Source organism: Streptomonospora sediminis (assembly GCF_054778995.1).
The window spans coordinates 46417-62660 of sequence record NZ_BAAGYZ010000002.1; the positions used below are offsets into that span (position 1 = coordinate 46417).

Annotated in this window: 11 protein-coding genes and 1 tRNA gene; 2 read left to right on the forward strand and 10 right to left on the reverse strand. The window is 74.5% G+C overall.

Features of this window, described 5'->3' with window-relative positions:
* Positions 1–171 precede the first annotated feature (171 nt).
* The 7 genes from ACYVD5_RS00455 to ACYVD5_RS00485 form a co-directional block, all read right to left on the reverse strand.
* Positions 172–3567: an AfsR/SARP family transcriptional regulator gene (locus ACYVD5_RS00455; protein WP_460998813.1), complete on the reverse strand. Its 3396-nt coding sequence runs from the start codon at positions 3565–3567 to the stop codon at positions 172–174.
* 794 nt (positions 3568–4361) lie between these two features.
* Positions 4362–5147, reverse strand: coding sequence for a cupin domain-containing protein (locus ACYVD5_RS00460; protein ID WP_460998814.1), 786 nt, complete (start codon positions 5145–5147; stop codon positions 4362–4364).
* Positions 5144–6229 carry a DUF6807 domain-containing protein gene (locus tag ACYVD5_RS00465; protein WP_460998815.1) on the reverse strand — a complete coding sequence of 362 codons (1086 nt, stop codon included), beginning with the start codon at positions 6227–6229 and terminating at the stop codon, positions 5144–5146. The genes ACYVD5_RS00460 and ACYVD5_RS00465 overlap by 4 nt, the downstream gene beginning before the upstream one ends.
* Positions 6230–6314: 85 nt before the next feature.
* Positions 6315–7427, reverse strand: a complete 1113-nt coding sequence (locus ACYVD5_RS00470; RefSeq protein ID WP_460998816.1) for a Gfo/Idh/MocA family protein — start codon at positions 7425–7427, stop codon at positions 6315–6317.
* Between the two features lie 235 nt (positions 7428–7662).
* Positions 7663–7735 (reverse strand) — tRNA-Lys (locus ACYVD5_RS00475).
* 171 nt (positions 7736–7906) lie between these two features.
* Positions 7907–8104 (reverse strand): hypothetical protein, encoded by a 198-nt coding sequence (locus ACYVD5_RS00480; RefSeq protein ID WP_460998817.1) that lies wholly within the window; start codon positions 8102–8104, stop codon positions 7907–7909.
* A gap of 265 nt (positions 8105–8369) precedes the next feature.
* Entirely contained in the window at positions 8370–9341 is a 972-nt protein-coding gene (locus tag ACYVD5_RS00485; RefSeq protein WP_460998818.1) for a BadF/BadG/BcrA/BcrD ATPase family protein, read from the reverse strand.
* Between the two features lie 818 nt (positions 9342–10159).
* On the opposite strand from ACYVD5_RS00485, the gene ACYVD5_RS00490 reads away from it, so the two are divergent.
* Positions 10160–11215, forward strand: a complete 1056-nt coding sequence (locus ACYVD5_RS00490; protein WP_460998819.1) for a MurR/RpiR family transcriptional regulator — start codon at positions 10160–10162, stop codon at positions 11213–11215.
* A 78-nt stretch (positions 11216–11293) separates the two neighbouring features.
* On the opposite strand, the gene ACYVD5_RS00495 is transcribed toward ACYVD5_RS00490, so the two are convergent.
* Positions 11294–12850, reverse strand: coding sequence for a DUF885 family protein (locus ACYVD5_RS00495; protein ID WP_460998820.1), 1557 nt, complete (start codon positions 12848–12850; stop codon positions 11294–11296).
* Positions 12851–13140: 290 nt separating this feature from the next.
* Between ACYVD5_RS00495 and ACYVD5_RS00500 the strand changes: the two genes are divergently transcribed.
* Entirely contained in the window at positions 13141–13788 is a 648-nt protein-coding gene (locus tag ACYVD5_RS00500; RefSeq protein WP_460998821.1) for a SanA/YdcF family protein, read from the forward strand.
* Positions 13789–13908: 120 nt separating this feature from the next.
* Here ACYVD5_RS00500 and ACYVD5_RS00505 read toward each other — a convergent pair whose 3' ends face one another.
* Together ACYVD5_RS00505 and ACYVD5_RS00510 are read right to left on the reverse strand one after the other, a co-directional pair.
* Positions 13909–15333 carry a hypothetical protein gene (locus ACYVD5_RS00505; protein WP_460998822.1) on the reverse strand — a complete coding sequence of 475 codons (1425 nt, stop codon included), beginning with the start codon at positions 15331–15333 and terminating at the stop codon, positions 13909–13911.
* A 177-nt stretch (positions 15334–15510) separates the two neighbouring features.
* A complete protein-coding gene (locus ACYVD5_RS00510; RefSeq protein ID WP_460998823.1) occupies positions 15511–16149 on the reverse strand; it encodes a SanA/YdcF family protein in 639 nt (212 codons plus the stop codon).
* Between the last annotated feature and the right edge of the window lie 95 nt (positions 16150–16244).

Sequence of the window (16244 nt, forward strand, 5' to 3'; positions counted from 1 at the left end):
TCTTCACCACCCAGTTTACCGGATGTTTCCCCGGCTCCCGCGCCCGGCGGAGTGCAGGAGCGGGTCATATGGGTCACATACCGGCGGGCCCGGCCGCCCCGGCCCGGACCGGGTGCCTGCCCCGGGCCGGGCCCGCTGCGGGCGCTGCCGCTTGGCCGGGCGGCCGTCGGCCTACTCGGCCGGGGCCGCGTCGGGTGACGCGGCGCTGATCGCGTCGGCCTCCTTCTCGGCCCTGCGGGCGGCCGCTGTGTCGCCCTGTGCGGTGTAGGCCCGCGCCAGGGTCCGCAGCCCGTCGGCGAGGAACGCCGGCCAGCCGCGAGTGCGCCAGACCTGTACGGACTCCTCCAGCGCCGGCACGGCCTCCTCGATCCGGCCGGTCTGCAGCAGCGCCTGGCCCATCAGCCCCAGCGCGTCGGCCAGGTGGTGGTTCATGTTGTGGCTGCGGCTCAGCTCGGCGGTCTCGGCGGCGGTGGGCAGCGCCCGCGGATCGCCGGTCGCCAAGTACAACCGCACCAGGTACAGCAGCGAGAACGCCTCGGCGTAGCGGTCGCCCAGCGCCCGGGTCATCGCCAGCGAGCGGTCGAGGTTGGCGCGCCCTTCGTCGACGTCGCCCGCCTGGCACTGGGCGGCGCCGAGGAACTGCATCGCGGTGGCCTCGAAACGCGAGTTGCCCAGCAACCGCGCCAGCTCAAGGGCCCGGGTCAGGTGCGAGACGGCCTGGTCGGGCCGGTCCATGCCGTGCGCTGCGACCGCCATCACCTGGTAGGCGCGCGCCCGGCCGCCGGTGTAGTCCTCGCGTTCGGCCAGGTCCAGCGCTGCTTCGGCGGTCTGCGCCCCCTGCTGCACCGCCCCCTGGGACACCTGCGCCCAGGTGCGCATCACCAGCGCGTCCGACATCCCGCGGCGGTCCCCCAGCTCGTGGAACAGGTCCCACACCCGCTGGGCGTGGTCCATCATCGTGCCCATCGCGTTGTCGCCGCTCTGCTGGGTCCAGGTGACCAGGTCGGCCAGCCCGCGCCGCAGTACCGCCTCGCCGCGGACGTCACCCGCCGCCTGGCAGGCGGCGATGGCGGCCTCGTGGCTGCGGCGCCAGTCGTCGTAGCGCCCGCGCACGTCGAAGTACTTCTCCAGGCAGCCGGCGAGGTCCCAGGCCGTCTCGTGCCAGCCCAGCGCGCACGCCTGCTGCACCGCTGCGGCCATCGCCGCCGCCTCGGCGTCGAACCAGGCCATGGGCTCGCCGAGCAACCGCGTGGCCTCGGCGATCGGCAGCGGCCAGCGCGGCGCGGAACCGTGCATCGTTGCGTAGCAGGGTCCGGGGATGTACTCGGTGGCCTGCTCGGCCAGCCACAGCCACGCGCCCAGCACCCGCCGCAGCGCCGCCTCGCGCTCTTCGGCCGGGTCCTCCTGCTCGCAGCGCTCGCGCGCATAGAGGCACACCAGGTCGTGCATGCGGTAGCGCAGGTTCCCGGTGCCGTCGGTGCCCACGACCGACAGCAGTTGCGCGTCGACCAGATCCTCGACCGCGTCCTCGGCGGCGTCCAGCCCGAAGTCGGCCAGCGCCGCAGCCGTCCAGGCGGCCACGTCCCCGGCCTGCAGCAAACCCAGCAGCCGGAAGACCCGGCGCGTGGAATCGGACAGGCCCGCGTAGCTGAGGGCGAAACTGGCACGCACCGCGAGGTCGCCGGTCGCCAACTCGTCCAGGCGCCGCTGCTCATCGCCCAGCAACCGCACCAGGCGCGATAGCGGCCACTGCCGGCGTCCGTTCAGCCGGGCTCCTGCGATGCGCACCGCCAGCGGGGCGTGGCCGCACAACCGGGCGATGTCGGCGGCGGCCTCGGGTTCGGCGGCGACCCGCTGCTCGCCGACGATGCGCGACAGCAGCTCGACGGCTTGGCCCGGCTCGAAGACGTCCAGGTCGACGAGGTGGGCGCTTTCCAGCCCGGTCAGCCGGACCCGGCTGGTCACCAGCACCGCGCACCCCGGGGCGCCGGGGATGAGCGGGCGGATCTGCCGCTCGCAGCCGGCGTCGTCCAGCACGACCAGCATGCGGCGGCCGGCCAGCAGACTGCGGAACAGCGCCGACCGGTCCTCCAGCGGTTCCGGCAGCGCGGAGCCCTCGACGCCGACGGCGTGCAGGAACCCGGCGAGCACCTGGGCGGGGTCGGCCGGAGCCTTCTGTGCGCCGCGCAGGTTGGCATAGAGCTGGCCGTCGGGAAAGTCCGCCACGCTGGCGTGGGCGACGCGCAGCGCCAGCGAGGTCTTGCCGACCCCGCCCATCCCGGCCACCGCCGAAACGACGACGGGCCGGCGCCCGACGCCGTCCTCGGGGTGAGCGCCGACCCGGTTGCGCAGTTCGACGACCTGCTCGTGGCGGCCGGTGAAGTCGGCGATGTCGGGCGGGAGCTGGGCGGGTACGGGGCGCCCGGTGCCTTCGGGCCGGGCGCCGGCGGCGCCTGCCGTACCGGTGTGTGCGGCGGTCGGCGCGGCTCCCTGATCGGTTCCCGATCCGGTGCCGGATGCCGCGGCAGCGCCGGGCTCGGCTGCCTCGGCCGCCCGGTGTGCCGCCCCATGCGCGCCGTCCGCGCCCGGCCGGTCCGTACCCGCGGCACCGTCCGGTTCGGGCGGCGCCGAACCCGGCTCCTGCTCGGATCCGTGCTCGGCCGCCCCGCCCGGCACCGGCGGGTGCGCGCCCGCGTCCGACCGGTGCGCCGGGCCGCCCGGCTCATGCGGCCCGTCCGGCAGGGGCCTTGCGCCGTTCGCCCGCGGTTCCGGCACCCAGCGCGTGCCCGGCGCGGCGGTGAAACCCGCATCCCCCGCACCTGCGGGCACGTCCAGTGCGGGGTCGTTGCGCAGGATCGCCTGCTCCAGGGCCGCGAGTTCCCGGCCGGGCTCCAACCCCAACTCCTCCACCAGCAGGTCGCGCCCCTCGCGGAAGACCTCCAGCGCCTCGGTGGTGCGCCCCATGCGGTAGTAGGCGATCATCAGCTGGGCGCGCAGCCGCTCGCGGAAGGGGTACTGGGCCACCAGGCCGCTGAGGTCGGCCACGACGGCGCTGTGGCGGCCCAGGCCCAGCTCGGTGTCGAACCACGCCTCGGCGATGCGCTGGCGGCACTCGTTCAACCGGGCGGCCTCCTCGCGCACGAGCGCGAGGGTCTCCTGCCCGGCGAATGCCGAGCCCCTCCACAGCCCCAGTGCTTCGCCCAGCAGCCGGCCGGCCTGGTGCGCCTCGCCGTTCTGCAGCGCGCGCTCGCCCTGCTCGGCGAGGTCCTCGAAGCGCAGCGCGTCGACGTGGTCCCGGTCCACGGCCAGCCGGTAGCCGAAGGCGCCGCGCTCGATGGGGGCGCCTTCGCCCAGCGCCTGGCGCAGGTGGTGAACGTAGACCTGCAGGCTCTTGGTGGCCGAACGCGGCGGGTTCTCACCCCACAGGGCGTCGATCAGCCGTTCCTCGGCCACCACCACGCCGGGCCTGCTCAGCAGAGCGGCGAGCAGGGCGGTGAGTTTCGGTGACAGCCGGAGGTGGCCGTCGCGACCGCTCACCTGCAGCGGGCCGAGGACTTGGAAGTCCATGTCAACTCCGTGAGTTGGCGGGCGGCAGGACCGCCGCAGGGCCCGCGCCGCCCGGATACGGGTGGTCGCTACACGCCCCGCTGCACTGCGCGGCGGCTCGGTGCCGCGCAGCAGCCGTCGATCGGCACCCCAACCGTGTTCCAACCCGGTTCCAGCCGGCCGCCGCCATGATCGGAGGTGTCGGCGCAGAGACTGGAACTCTGCACACGACGGCTTCCGGCCCGACGGCGGTCTCGCTGCCCGCAGGTGCCGGGGGTACGGCAGAGGCACCGAGCGGCGGGCTTTTTCGGGAGGGGAGGCCGACGCTCCTCCGAGGACGGCGGCCGGGCAGGCGCCCGGCCGGGAGGACAGAGGTGCCCAGACGTGGCGGCCGTCTCATGATCACCGGGGCGTGACACGATCATGAGGCGGCCCGCCGCTTTGTTCAGGGTCTGTAGTACCGCCGGGGTCGTCGAGCCGCAGCGGCGGTGTGGTCGGGGCGGGCAACGTCGGTGCTCACATCGGCTGCCTCCTCGGGTTCCGAGGGCGGAGCGGGGACCGGCCGATCGCGCCCGGAGCGGCGCCGGCGGCGGGGCCGCCCGGCACGGCTCACCCAGCTTGTGCGGGGCGCGGCTTCGTGCGGAATCCCTCGGTCGGTGGCAACCCTAGCGTCTCGGCCCGCGTTTGGTAACAGGAAGTCGACTACCGGCACCGGAGTGGAGCCGGACGGCGCGGTCGGCGCCGCCCCGCACAGCGGATACGTGCGCACCCTCCGCCGCCGCCCCGGTGCCGCTTTTCCACCGCGGCGGACCGGCTCAGTCGACGGGGTGGGCGCCGTCCAGATCCCAGACCTGCAGCAGGCCGCACATGCCGGTGCGGCGCGGGCCGGGCGGGGATTCGGCGGTGTAGACGGCGGATTCGCGCAGGTGGGCGCCGTCGCCCGCGGCGAGGCCGGATATGTGGCCGCGGGTGGCCTCGGCCTGGCCGTGCGGGCCCCGCTCCCAGTGGTGGTGCCAGCCGGCCGCCTTGTCGCGGACCAGGCGCACCGCCGCCTCGTACAGTTCCGCCAGCGCGCCGGGGCCCTGCTGCTGCACACGCTCGCGCAGCCGCAGGTACCCCTCGATGGCCAGGTCGCGGCGCTGCCGGGCGGCCGCGGCCATCGCCGCCTGCGCCGCGGCCGCGTCGGGGAAACCGGCCTGGGCGGGGATGGCCGTGGCGCGGGCGTAGGCGCCGGCGTCGGCGAGCACGTCGGGCGGGTAGGTCAGCACGGCGTCGCCGGCCTCGGGCAGGCCCGCGTTCTGCATGACGACCAGCAGTTCCAGGTCGCCGCTGCCGTTGACCAGCCGGTGCACGGTGCCCGGGGTGAACCACAGCAGGGTCCCCGGCGACAGCGGGGTCCGGGAGTGGCCGCCGCTGCTGAGGGTCTCCAGCGTGCCTTCGCCGCGCACCACCACGTACCCCTCGGCCGATGCGGTGTGCAGGTGCGGGGACCCCCCGGCGAGGCCGTCGGCGGTGGGCCAGTCGTAGACGCGCAGGTGGGAGACCGCGGTGCCGCCGGGAAAGCCCGGGACCGCGGCGCCGGGCCCGCCGGCGGCGCTCACGGGGCGGCCGCCTGGCGGGGGCCGCCCGCCGACGTGCGGGCGGGTGCGCCCGGGGCCGCTGCGGCGGTGCCGATCCGCGGGCGGCCGAGCTCGGCCAGGCCCGTTTCGGCGAGTTCCGCGCTGCCCGACCGCCCGCGGTCGCCGTCGGCGATGACCACGGCGTAGCGGTAGGCCAGCGGGGTGCCGGGGGCGGCCTCGACCTCCTCGCTGAAGAACGGGGCCGGGCACACCGCCGCGAAGGTGCTGCTGCGCACGAACCACGCGACCGGGTGGCCGGGGTTGTCCGGCGCGTCCGCGAACACCAGGGTCGAGGCGCCGCCGCGGTCGTCGTGGCGGCCGGCGAAGGCCAGCCACGGCGCGCGCAGGCCCATCATGTCGTCGCCGCCCTCGCGGTCGGGGGTGTACACCCGCCCGCCGCTGAAGGAGCGGGGCCCGCGCCAGAACAGCCCGCCGTATCCGGCGTTGTCGCGGCCTGCGGTAGTGGGGCTGCCGATGGCGATCGCGGATGCGGTGAGGTTGGTGAACTCGGTTTCGAAGACCAGGGTCCACGCCGATCGGGCGGGGTCGGCCGAGATGCGGAAGCCGCGCCGCTCGGTGAACCAGGTCTCGCCCTGCTCGGTGACCCACTCCAGCCGCTCGCTGACCGCGACCTCGCCGCCTGCGGCGCTGACCAGGTCGAACCCGCGGTGCTGCATCGCGCCGTCGTTGGCGAGCTGCCGGTATCCGCGGTCGCGTATGTAGGTGGGTCCGCCCCAGAAGTTGGCGGGGCCGACGTGGGGCAGCGACCAGGCGATGCCCTTGTGCCAGACGTGGTCGTGCGGCCGGTACAGGCTGACCGTGTCGCCGCCGAGGGTGCGGATGGGGTGGAAGTAGGGGCGCGGCGACTCCAATTGGTCGTCTGCGGGGTGGTGGACGTAGCGCACCAGGTGCGCGCCGCCGTAGGTCACCTGCAGGCAGCGGCCGTGTTCGTGGACCAGACCCAGGCCGCGGGCGGGCGGTTCGGCGCCGGGTGCGGGTGCCTGCCGGGCTGCGGTTGCGGTGCCGGCGGCGGGACGGGGGTACTCGGCGTGCTCGGCGGTCATCGCGCCTCCATGGGGTGTGCTGCGGGCCGTACAACGGACGGTGCCAGGGCTGCAGCGGGTTGCCGGCCGCTGGCATGGATAGCGCTTACCATGGCGAGCCGCCCGCGTGCATGCGTTCGTAGAACCGTGTTCCCCGGCGCAGCTCGCCGACGCCGACCGTGCGGTGCTCGGCGGCCGACGCGTAGATCCCGGCCACCAGGCGCAGGGTCCGCAGCGCATCCGCCGATGTCACCGGCGGCGCCTCCTTGGCCCGCAGCGCGGCGAGCACATGGGCGATCTGGGCTGCATGGCCGCTGCTGACACCCGACTCGCCGGCTTCCCAGGCGGCTTGGACCTGCTCCTCGAAACCGGGCGCCGGGGTGAGCGTCCAGTCGCCGTCGCCGTACCCGTAGAGGTGGCGCAGTTCGACGGTGGCCCGCTCGAAGTCGATGCGGATGTAGCTCTCCTCGCGCGGCGAGAGCACGCTGTTGACGATCCCGGCCACCGCACCGTTGGCAAAGCTGACGTGCCCGACCGAGACGTCCTCGGTTTCCACGGCCCTGGCCTGGCGCCGCGCGGTGGCCGAGACCTCGGTCCAGTCGCCCAGCAGCGACAGCAGCAGGTCCATCTGGTGGATGCCGTGGCCCATGGTCGGGCCGCCGCCTTCGGTGTCCCAGCGGCCGCGCCAGGGGATGTCGTAGTAGGCCTGGTCGCGGAACCAGTGGGTGTGGCAGACGGCAACCAGCGGCCGCCCCAGCTCGCCGGACTCCACCAGCGCCCGCACGCGCCGCGCACCCGAGCCGAAGCGGTGCTGAAAGAGGGTCGCGCACCACGGCCCCTGCGGGCCCTCGGCCGCGGCCATCTGCACCAGCTCGGCCAGGCTGAGCGCCGGGGGTTTCTCCACCAGCACGCTTGCACCCGCGCCCAGGCAGGCGGTCACCTGACCGTGGTGCATGCCCGGGGGTGTGCACAGGTGCACCAGGTCGGGCCGGACCTCGCGCAGCATCCGGTCCATGTCGCCGAAACGCCGGGGTATCCCGTAGCTGTCGGTGAACAGTGCGAGGTTGTCGGGGTTCACATCGGCGGCGGCGACCAGCGACGCTGCCTCCGGCATCGACTGCAGCGCCTCGGCGTGGAGCCGGGCGACACTGCCGGTGCCGACAACGGCCACCCGCAGGGGGTCGGGTGTTGCGGGGGCCGTCCGGTCGGGCATGTGCATCGTTCTCCTCCAGGGGGCGGGCCGAGAGGGCCGGGGCCAAGGGAACGAACGTATCCGGCGCGCCTGGCGCATCGGCGCGGCAGGTGCCGGTTCGGCGGCTGCGCAGGGCGCCGGGCAGGAGGCGGGTGTGCGGTCGGCGGGCCGGTGCGGGCGCATGCAAAAGGCCGACCGCGAACCGGGGTGCACTGCACGTGCGACCGGATTGCGATCGGCCTCTGCCGATGCGTGGATCGAGTGCGGCATCAGGGACTCGAACCCCGAACCCACTGATTAAGAGTCAGTTGCTCTGCCTCTTGAGCTAATGCCGCGTGTCGGCCAGCCCGGTGGGCGGTTTGCCCGGCCCGGGCTTGCGACGCGTTAAACGATAGCAGCCCCCGAGAACACTCGCGAACCGATTGTGCCGCGCACAGCCGCGCGGCCCCCACTCCGCCATCCGCGGCGGGTGAGGGCCGCCGGCCCGTGTCCCCCGGCACTCACGGTCAGGACCACATGACGACCACGGTGATGATGATGGCGATGGCCAGGACCGCCCCCACACCCGCGAGAATGTAAGGCGTAACCGGGCGCTTGGGAGCCGCGTCGGACTCCTTGTTCTCCGACACGAACCGGTGGAACATCATGGTCGACCCCGCCGGGTCGCCCTGCTCTGGATTCGGATTATTGGTGTTGTTGGCCATGCAGACGACACTAGCGACTCGCAGCCCTTGATGGCTCCCCTCCGCCGAAGAAATCCCCCCTTTGGGGTGATTCGGCGGTTTTTGCTGTTCGTCACTCGGGAAACCCGGGTGCCGCCCGTCGGCACAGCGCAGTGCGGGGAACCGGGCGCTACCGCGGCCGAGTCCCGTTACTCGGGAGCGTTCGTCCTGCTCAGGCCGCGCGGGCAAGCGGCGGGCACGCCGCACCGCCGGTAGGGCGGGTAAGGCTGCAATGCCCCGGCTCCGGCTATCGCGCCGCACCGCCGCCGGCGCCGGCGGCGGTTCGCAGCAGCGCGGCGTGCGCCTGCCGCGGCGCCCCCGCCCTACGCAGTGCGAGTCCCGCTGCGCCCAGCGCCCCGTCCACCGCCCTGGCCGGCTCCGCGCCGGAGCGCTCGCGGAGTCCCGATACCACCGCTTCGGCAACCGGGCCGTCCGCCAGCACGGCGCCCGCCAGCACCACGGGCTCGGCTCCGCCGGGGTCGGGTGCCGCGGTGGCCAGGGCGCTTAGCAGCAACCGGGCCGCTTCGGCGACGATGCGCGCCGCCGCCGGGTCGCCGTCGGCCGCCGCACCGGTGACCCCCGGCGCCAGCTCGCCCAGCTCGGCCGGAGCGCGGGAGTGGGCCGCGCGCACCAGCGCCGCCGCGTCGCGGGCCGGAACCTCCAGCAGGGCGGCCAGGCGCTCGCACAGCACGGTGGGGCCGGTTCGACCGTCGATGGCGGCCAGCGCGGCCCGCAGCCCCGCCAGGCCCAGCCACACCGCGGAACCCTCGTCGTCCAGCAGCCAGCCGTGGCCGCCGCACCGGCGCTGCACCGCGCCGTTGCCGACCCGGGCCGCGACCGACCCCGTGCCCGCGATGAGCACCGCGCCCGTGTCGGCGGAACTGCCCGCGGCAAAGGCGACGGCGATGTCGTCGGTGACCTGCGGGCCACCCGGCAGGGCCAGGCGGCTCCAAGCGCTGTCAGCGGCCGCGGCGGCCCGCGCGTGCCCGGCCGCGGACGCGCCCGCCAAGCCGAACACCGCCTGCACGACCTCGGTTTCCCCGCAGCCCGCCAGTGCCTCGCGCAGCGCCTGCTCAAGCGCCGCCGCCGGGTCGGGGCTGGAGAGCTGGTTGGCCCCGGCGGCCCGCCCGTAACCCAGCATCCGGCCGCTCAGCGACACCGCGGCACAACGGGTGGAGGTGCCTCCGGCGTCGACGCCGACGACGACTTGCTCGGCCATGCCACGAGCCTAATGCGCGTATCGGCCGGCGGGTATGCGCCATCGCCGGCGGCCGGAATCGGACACCGCGGCTGCGGTAGGGCGCGGTCCGCCCAAGGCGGCGGGGCCGGCCGACGGCTCCCGCAGCAGGGCAGCGGCCCACCGGACGCACCGGGTACCGCTGAGTCCGCTCCCCGCTAATACCGCCGAAATCGGCTGTAAGCGCACAAGCCACGCGTGAAAGTGAATCGCCAGCAGGATGTAAGCCTGTAGGGCCAGGCTGTTCACCAGGCGGTTCCGGCTGGTACTTCCCCGCGGCCGGTGCTCGCCTTCGATGCGGGCCGGGACCGTTGGGGGGCGTCTCGGCTCCCAGGGGCCGGAGGACGGCCGGCTCGTGGGGGAACGCGGCTCTTTGCGGAGCCGCACGTGCCTGGCGGGACGACCGGGGAGGGTTCACTCTCGCCAGGCACGCCCCGCCCCGGCGGCGCCCGGAACCACTCCGTGCGCCGATCCGGCCGCGGGCCCGGCCATGTCCGGCCGGCAGGGACCGGATTCCCAGCAGCCGCGTTCCGGCCCGTGTCCCTTTTTCCACGCCTGCGCGGTCCGTGCAGCGCCGCAGCGCCACTGCGGCGCCCGTCCACAGGCGCAAGGCCGGCGCTGCCCAGCACTACCGCCGTAAGCGATCCTGGGCAGCGGATCCGGCCCACCCCGCAGGCCCGCGAGCACGGCACCGGCACCCGGTCCACCAGCGGCGCCGCGCTGCGGCACTCCCAAAAGCCGGGCATTTCTCCCGACCCACGCATTGACTTGCAGATACCGACGGAAAGAAACTTTCAGACATGGCGAAAACGGTGAAACCGTCAGCCGCCGGCAACGGCGGGGCGGCGCAGGGCGGCGATGCCGCAGCGGGCCCGCCCGGACGCGACGACTCTCCGGCGCCGACCACGGTCCTGCGGATCCGCTCGCTGCTGCCCTCGCTCGCACCGTCCGAACAGCGGGTGGCCCAACGCATCGTCGACGACCCCGAGCGCGCAGCGGCCTGCTCCATCACCCAACTCGCCAAGGACTGCGATACCTCCGAGGCCACCGTCATCCGGTTCTGCCGCACCATCGACTTCACCGGTTACCGCGAACTGCGCCTCGCACTGGCCACCGAGGCGGGGCAGGCGCGCGGCGCAGGCATCAGCACCCGCGAGGTGGTCAGCGATATCAGTCCTGACGACACCCTGGTCACCGTCGTCGAGAAAATCGCCCACACCGACTCCCGCGCGGTCGAGGACACCGCCGCCCAGCTCGACACCGACGTCCTGCAGGCGGTCGTCGAGCGCATGGCGGTGGCGCGGCGGGTCGACATCTACGGCGTGGGCGCCAGCGGTTTCGTGGCCGCCGACCTCCAGCAGAAGCTGCACCGCATCGGCATCACGTCCTTTGCCTGGTCCGACACCCACGTGATGCTCACCAGCGCCGCGCTGCTGGGCCGAGACGACGTCGCCCTGGCCGTGTCCCACACCGGCTCGACCATCGACACCATCAACGCGCTCACCGAGGCCCGCCGCAGGGGCGCCACCACCGTCGCCATCACCAACTTCCCGCGTTCCCCCATCAGCGAGGCCGCCGACCACGTCCTGACCACCTCCGCCCGCGAGACCACGTTCCGCTCAGGTGCCACGGCCAGCCGGCTCGCCCAGCTGACGGTGATCGACTGCCTGTTCGTGGGACTCGCCCAGTCCCGCTATACCGACAGCCGCAACGCCCTGGCCACCACCTACGACGCCGTGCGCGGACTGCGCGTGGGCGAAACCGGCCGGCGCCCGGGGCCGCGGGCACCGGGAACAGCGGGCGCATCCGCCGGACCGGACGACGGGACGGAGCCAGGAGCCGACGCCGACTCCTGAGCCCTGGTCGGGCAGTGTGTGCGGGCCCGGCCGGCCGCTGAAACCGCGGCAGATGGCGCGCGCAGGCCGCGGGCCGGCTCAGCCGCGCTCCAGCGCCGTCCCGATCAGGCCGAGCGGCGGGGCGCCCAGCTCCAGCAGCGCCGCGTGGAAACGCTGCAGGCTGAACGAGTCCCCCCAGGTGCGGCGGGCCTGCTCGCGCAGGTCCAGGATGGCCAGCTTGCCCCAGGTGTACCTGCCGTATGTGGGGTCGATCGCGGCCCGTTGCGCTTCGCTCAGCGCCGCCTGGCCCGTGTGCGGGGTGTCGGCGGCGAAACGGTGCGCGGCCTGCTCCACCGTCAGCCGCCCGGTGTGCACCCCGATCGCCGCGGCCAGCCGGGTGACCCGCACCAGCGCCTCCGACCACACGCCGACCTCGTAGTGGGCCGCGGTGAACACGGACGGGCCCAGCGCGTCTTCGGCGAACGCGCCGAAGCCCTCGTCAAGGCACATCTCCTCGGCGTAGTGCGCCCAACCCTCGACGAACGACTGCGAGAACACCGACCGCCGCACCTCGCCGGGCGCCCGGCGCAGGGCGCGGTTGTGGGAAAAGTGGCCGGGGGCGACCTCGTGCACGCTGATCGCGGCCAGACCCGCCGGACTGAACAGCTCCAGCCATTCCGCTGTCGCCTCGGCCGACCACTGCGGGTCGGGCGGGGTCACGAAAAAGTTCGCTGGGCCGTCGGGCTCGGCGGGGCCCGACAGGCTCAGGGCCGCAACCACCCAGCGCTGCGAAGGCGGCGACAGCCGCACCGTGCACGTGCCGTCGTGGTACGGCGCGAGGTCGCGTTCGCGGGTGAAGTCCTGGGCCAGCGCGGTCCAGGTGCGCGCCCGGGCGACCACGTCACCGATTTCGGGGCGGTCGGCGGCCAGGGCGCGCGCCACCTCCATCGGCTCGCGGGCGGGGTCGATGCGGGCGGCCGACTCCGCCAGGCGGGCCATCAGCCGTTCGCGCTCGGTGTCGGCGCGCCGGGCCAGCTCCTCCAGGTCGACCGTGAGGGCCTCCCCCGCCCCCATCAGCCGGGCGAGGGCGCCGCCGCCCAGCGCCGCGTTGCGGGACCCCTCGCGCTGGGCGCGTTCCAGATGGGTGACCAGGCGGCGGTGCGCGGAGAGGGCGGCGTCGCGCACGTCGGCGGCCACGCCGCTGTCGGGCACCCCCGCGGCAAGGCCGCGCGCGGCACCCAGGGCCGCGGTCGCCGCCGGGGAGCCGACCCGGTCGAGGGCGGCGATCGCGCGGTCGGCGGCGTCGGGCCACCGGGCGAGGTGGCGGTCGCGGGCGGCCCGGCGTTCGGGCTCGGGCGCGTACTCGCGCTCGTAGCCGGACACGTCGAGCTCGCGGATGTGGCGCATCGGGTTGGACCGATGCAGCTCCAGCTCGCCGAGCTCGACCCGCAGCGCCTCTTCGGCGGCGCGCGCGTGGGCCTCGTCGTGCGCGTCGGCGAAGGTCTCGCCCGCGCCCAGCCGGGCCAGACCGGCTGCGACGCCTTCGCGGGAGAGGTCACCGACCACACCGTCGTACTCGTGGCGGCCGCCCTCGTCGCGCGCCCCGGCGACGTCGAGGTCCGCGATGGCGCGCAACCGTTCAGGAAAACCGTCCATGGAGGGCGACTTTACTCGCGCGCCCGCAACGTTCGGCGCCCCGGAACCAGGGCCGTTCGCGGATCGTCGGTCCACATGTGAACAATTTGCCATCGCGCGGAGCGAGAAGGCGGCTGCGGGCCATGCTGGGGGGCCTGCCGGAGGCGGAGCCGGCGCCGGGGCCGGCCGGATCCGCCGAGTCGGGCGAGTCGGCCGGAGCAGCGGACGCGCCGGAGGATGCCGCCGGAACGCCGCGGGTTCCGGCGGCTGCGAAACGGCCGCTCCTGCCGCGCCGATGGAAGCGGCCGGGCGTGCGCACGTGGGCCGCGCTCTGCGTGCTCGCGCCGCTGGCCGCCCTGGTGCCCTTCGCCTGGCTGAACCTGTCAACCCTGGACCAGCGGGTGTCGCCCGGGGCGGCTGAGGACAGACCGGTGGCGATCGTGCTCGGGGCCGGGCTGGAGGACGACGGGCGGCCGACCGTCATGCTGGCCCGGCGGCTGGACATCGCCGCCGAGCTCTTCCGTACCGGCAGGGCCGAGGCGGTGCTGGTCAGCGGCGACAACAGCAGGGTCGGCTACAACGAGCCCGATGCCATGCGCGCCTACCTGGTCGACGCAGGGGTCCCGCGCGGCCGGATCGTCGCCGACTACGCGGGGTTCAGCACGTGGGAGACCTGCGCGCGGGCGCGGCACGTGTTCGGCGTGGAGTCGGCCTCGGTCATCACGCAGCATTTCCATCTGCCGCGCGCGGTCAAACTGTGCTCGCGCGCCGGGATCGGCACCCAGGGAGTGGGCGACAGCAGCTACGACGCCCGGAACTTCGCGACGGCCTACGGCTATGTGCGCGAGGTCCCGGCGTCGTTCATGGGCACTTTCGAGGCGCTGCTGCGGCCCGAGCCGCAGTTCGCCGGCCCCGAGGAAACGGGGATCCGCGAGGCGCTGGAGGCGGGGCAGGGCTGATAGCCCCCGGCCCGCCCCATGAGCCGGCCGCGACCCGACCCGTTCGGCCCGCCGCGCGGACCGAACGGGTCGGGTCGGTGCGTGGCCGTACCCCCGCGGGGCGGGGCGGGCGACGGTGAGTCAGCGGCCGCCGCCGAAGAGGCGGCCGAGGAGCCCGCCGGGCTGCGGCTGCGCGGTTTCGCCACCGGGCCCGCCCGGCGCCGCGGCGCCGGAGGCCTCCTGGTCGCCATCGGCATCGTCGTCGGTGTCGACCCCGGCGAAGTCGCGGAAGGAGTCGCGGTCCTCGGGCAGCCCCCAGGCGCCGACGGTCGCGCCGAGCGCGGAGTCGGCCCAGTCGTCAGCGGAGAGTTCGGCCAGGTTCCACAGCACTTTCAGGGTGTCCTGGTCGAGGTCGGCGGAGGGGTCGAGTTCGTCGGGGGCCTCGGTGCGCGGACCCAGCACCATTTCCAGCGCCGCGCCGACCACGGCGGCCCGAACGGCGCCCTCGGAGTCGGCCAGCGCCGCGGGCAGCACCCCGATCCGCTCGCCGATGCCGCTCCCGCCGGCGCGGCCCAGCGCCAGGAAGCCGAGTGCCTCGGGCGGGGTTTCGCCGCAGTGGGGCCAGGCGTCGCCGAAGAGCCCTTGGTAGCCGGGGCGGGCGCGGCGGCCGTTGGCGATGCGGGTGAAGCACTCCTGCGGCGCTTTCTCGCCGTGGATCTGCACCAGGGCGACGGCGGCGGTGAACGCGTTGTAGAGGTGGCCCGATGCCATCTCGTGGGCCAGGGCGACCGTTACCGCGGGGTCGTCGGCCGGGGCGAGCATGCCGAGCGCGAAGATCTCAGCGGAGAGCAGGTCGCCGGACGAGTCCGCGGCCAGGTCGGCGGGGTTGCCCACCCGCTGCAGCAGGACGGGGTAGGTGTCGGCGGCGGCGCCGGGCAGGAACGCGAGGATGTAGCAGGCCCATTCGGCGGGCGGGTCGATGCCGCGCCGGTTGTCGCTGCCGTGGAGCAGGGGCAGCAGGTCGGCGGCCCTGGCGAGCACGGTGTCGTGGACGTCGAGTTCGGCCTGCAGCAGCGCTGCGCCGTCGGCGCGGGCGGCGGTGTCGATGCGGTCGCGCATCTTGCGGAACCCCTGTTCGTCAGGGGCTTCCTGCAGCCAGGTGCGGTACTGGTCGCGGACCTTGTCGATGTCGGTGCCGGCGGCCCAGTGGACTTCGTCGCGCCACAGCGCGGGGTCGGGGCGTTCGGGAACGAGGGCGGTGGCGGAGGGGGCGACCAGTTCCAGCAGCAGGCTGAGCGGGCGCGAGCGCCACTCGGTCGGGGTGTCGGAGTGGCAGGCGATGGAGACAAGGAAGTCGGCGACCTTGGGTGCGGCCGTGTAAGACGGTCCGGGGAAGCGGATGAGGTCGAACAGCGCCGAGACCGCTTCCTCGACGCCGCGTTCGGCGTTCTCGCCGCCGGTGATGTCGCGCAGCAGTCCGGGGATCTCCGATCCCCGCGGAGCGAGGCCGCTCCAGTCGATGTCGTCTACTCCGTGCAGGGGTCCGGAACCCGTCGTCGCGTCCATATTCCGTATTATCGCCGCGCTGGCACCCGCGCCGCCAATCCGGCTTGCCTGCTGGGGACGAGCGGGCCCGGTGCAGCCGGGTACGCAGGACCGCACCGCCGGGCAGGGGCGGCCGCGCCCAGTTGCCCGCGGCCGGGCCGCCGGCAGCGGCACCGGTGGCCGGTGCCGCGCCGCTGATCAGGCAAGAGCCGCACGCAGGTCGCCGCGGGGCGGTTCTACCACTGCGGGCGACGGCTGCAGTACGGCGTCGCCCAGCGCCTTGCTGTTGGCGCCGACCTCGCGCAGGTAGCCGAGGACGGTGGACTGCGGGCGGCGGCGGAGACTCGCGTCACCGACTCCGAACGCGTCGACCCCTGCCACCCGGCACAGGGCGACGGCGCGGGGCAGATGGAACGCCTGGGTGACGACGATGGCGCGGTCGACACCGTAAGTCTCACGCGCCCGCACCGCGGTGTCCCAGGTGCGGTAGCCGTGCGGATCGGCCACGATCGACGACTCGGGGACGCCGTCTTCGGAGAGCGCGGCGACCATGGTGTCGGTCTCGTGGTTGGCCTCGGGCCGGTTGTCGCCCGAGACGAGCAGCGCGCGGACGGTGCCCTCGTGGAACAGCCGCGCAGCGACCTGCAGCCGCCCGGCCAGCAGCGGCGAGGGGCCCGTGGGCCAGGCGGCGGCGCCGAGCACGATCGCGACCGGCCGAATGGGCACCCGGCCGGTCCGCGACCGGTGCCCGGAACTGGCCAGGTAGCTCCATACCGTGGGCCCCAGTGCCACAGCCGCACCCGCCGCTCCGGCGGCCGCCCACATTCCCGGTCTCATATCCGCATCCCCTCCACAGTCATCGGCTCGACACTAGATCGTTGATGGGAGTTTCCCGAACCGGCTGCGGGCATGGCGAAGGGCGCCGAAGATCA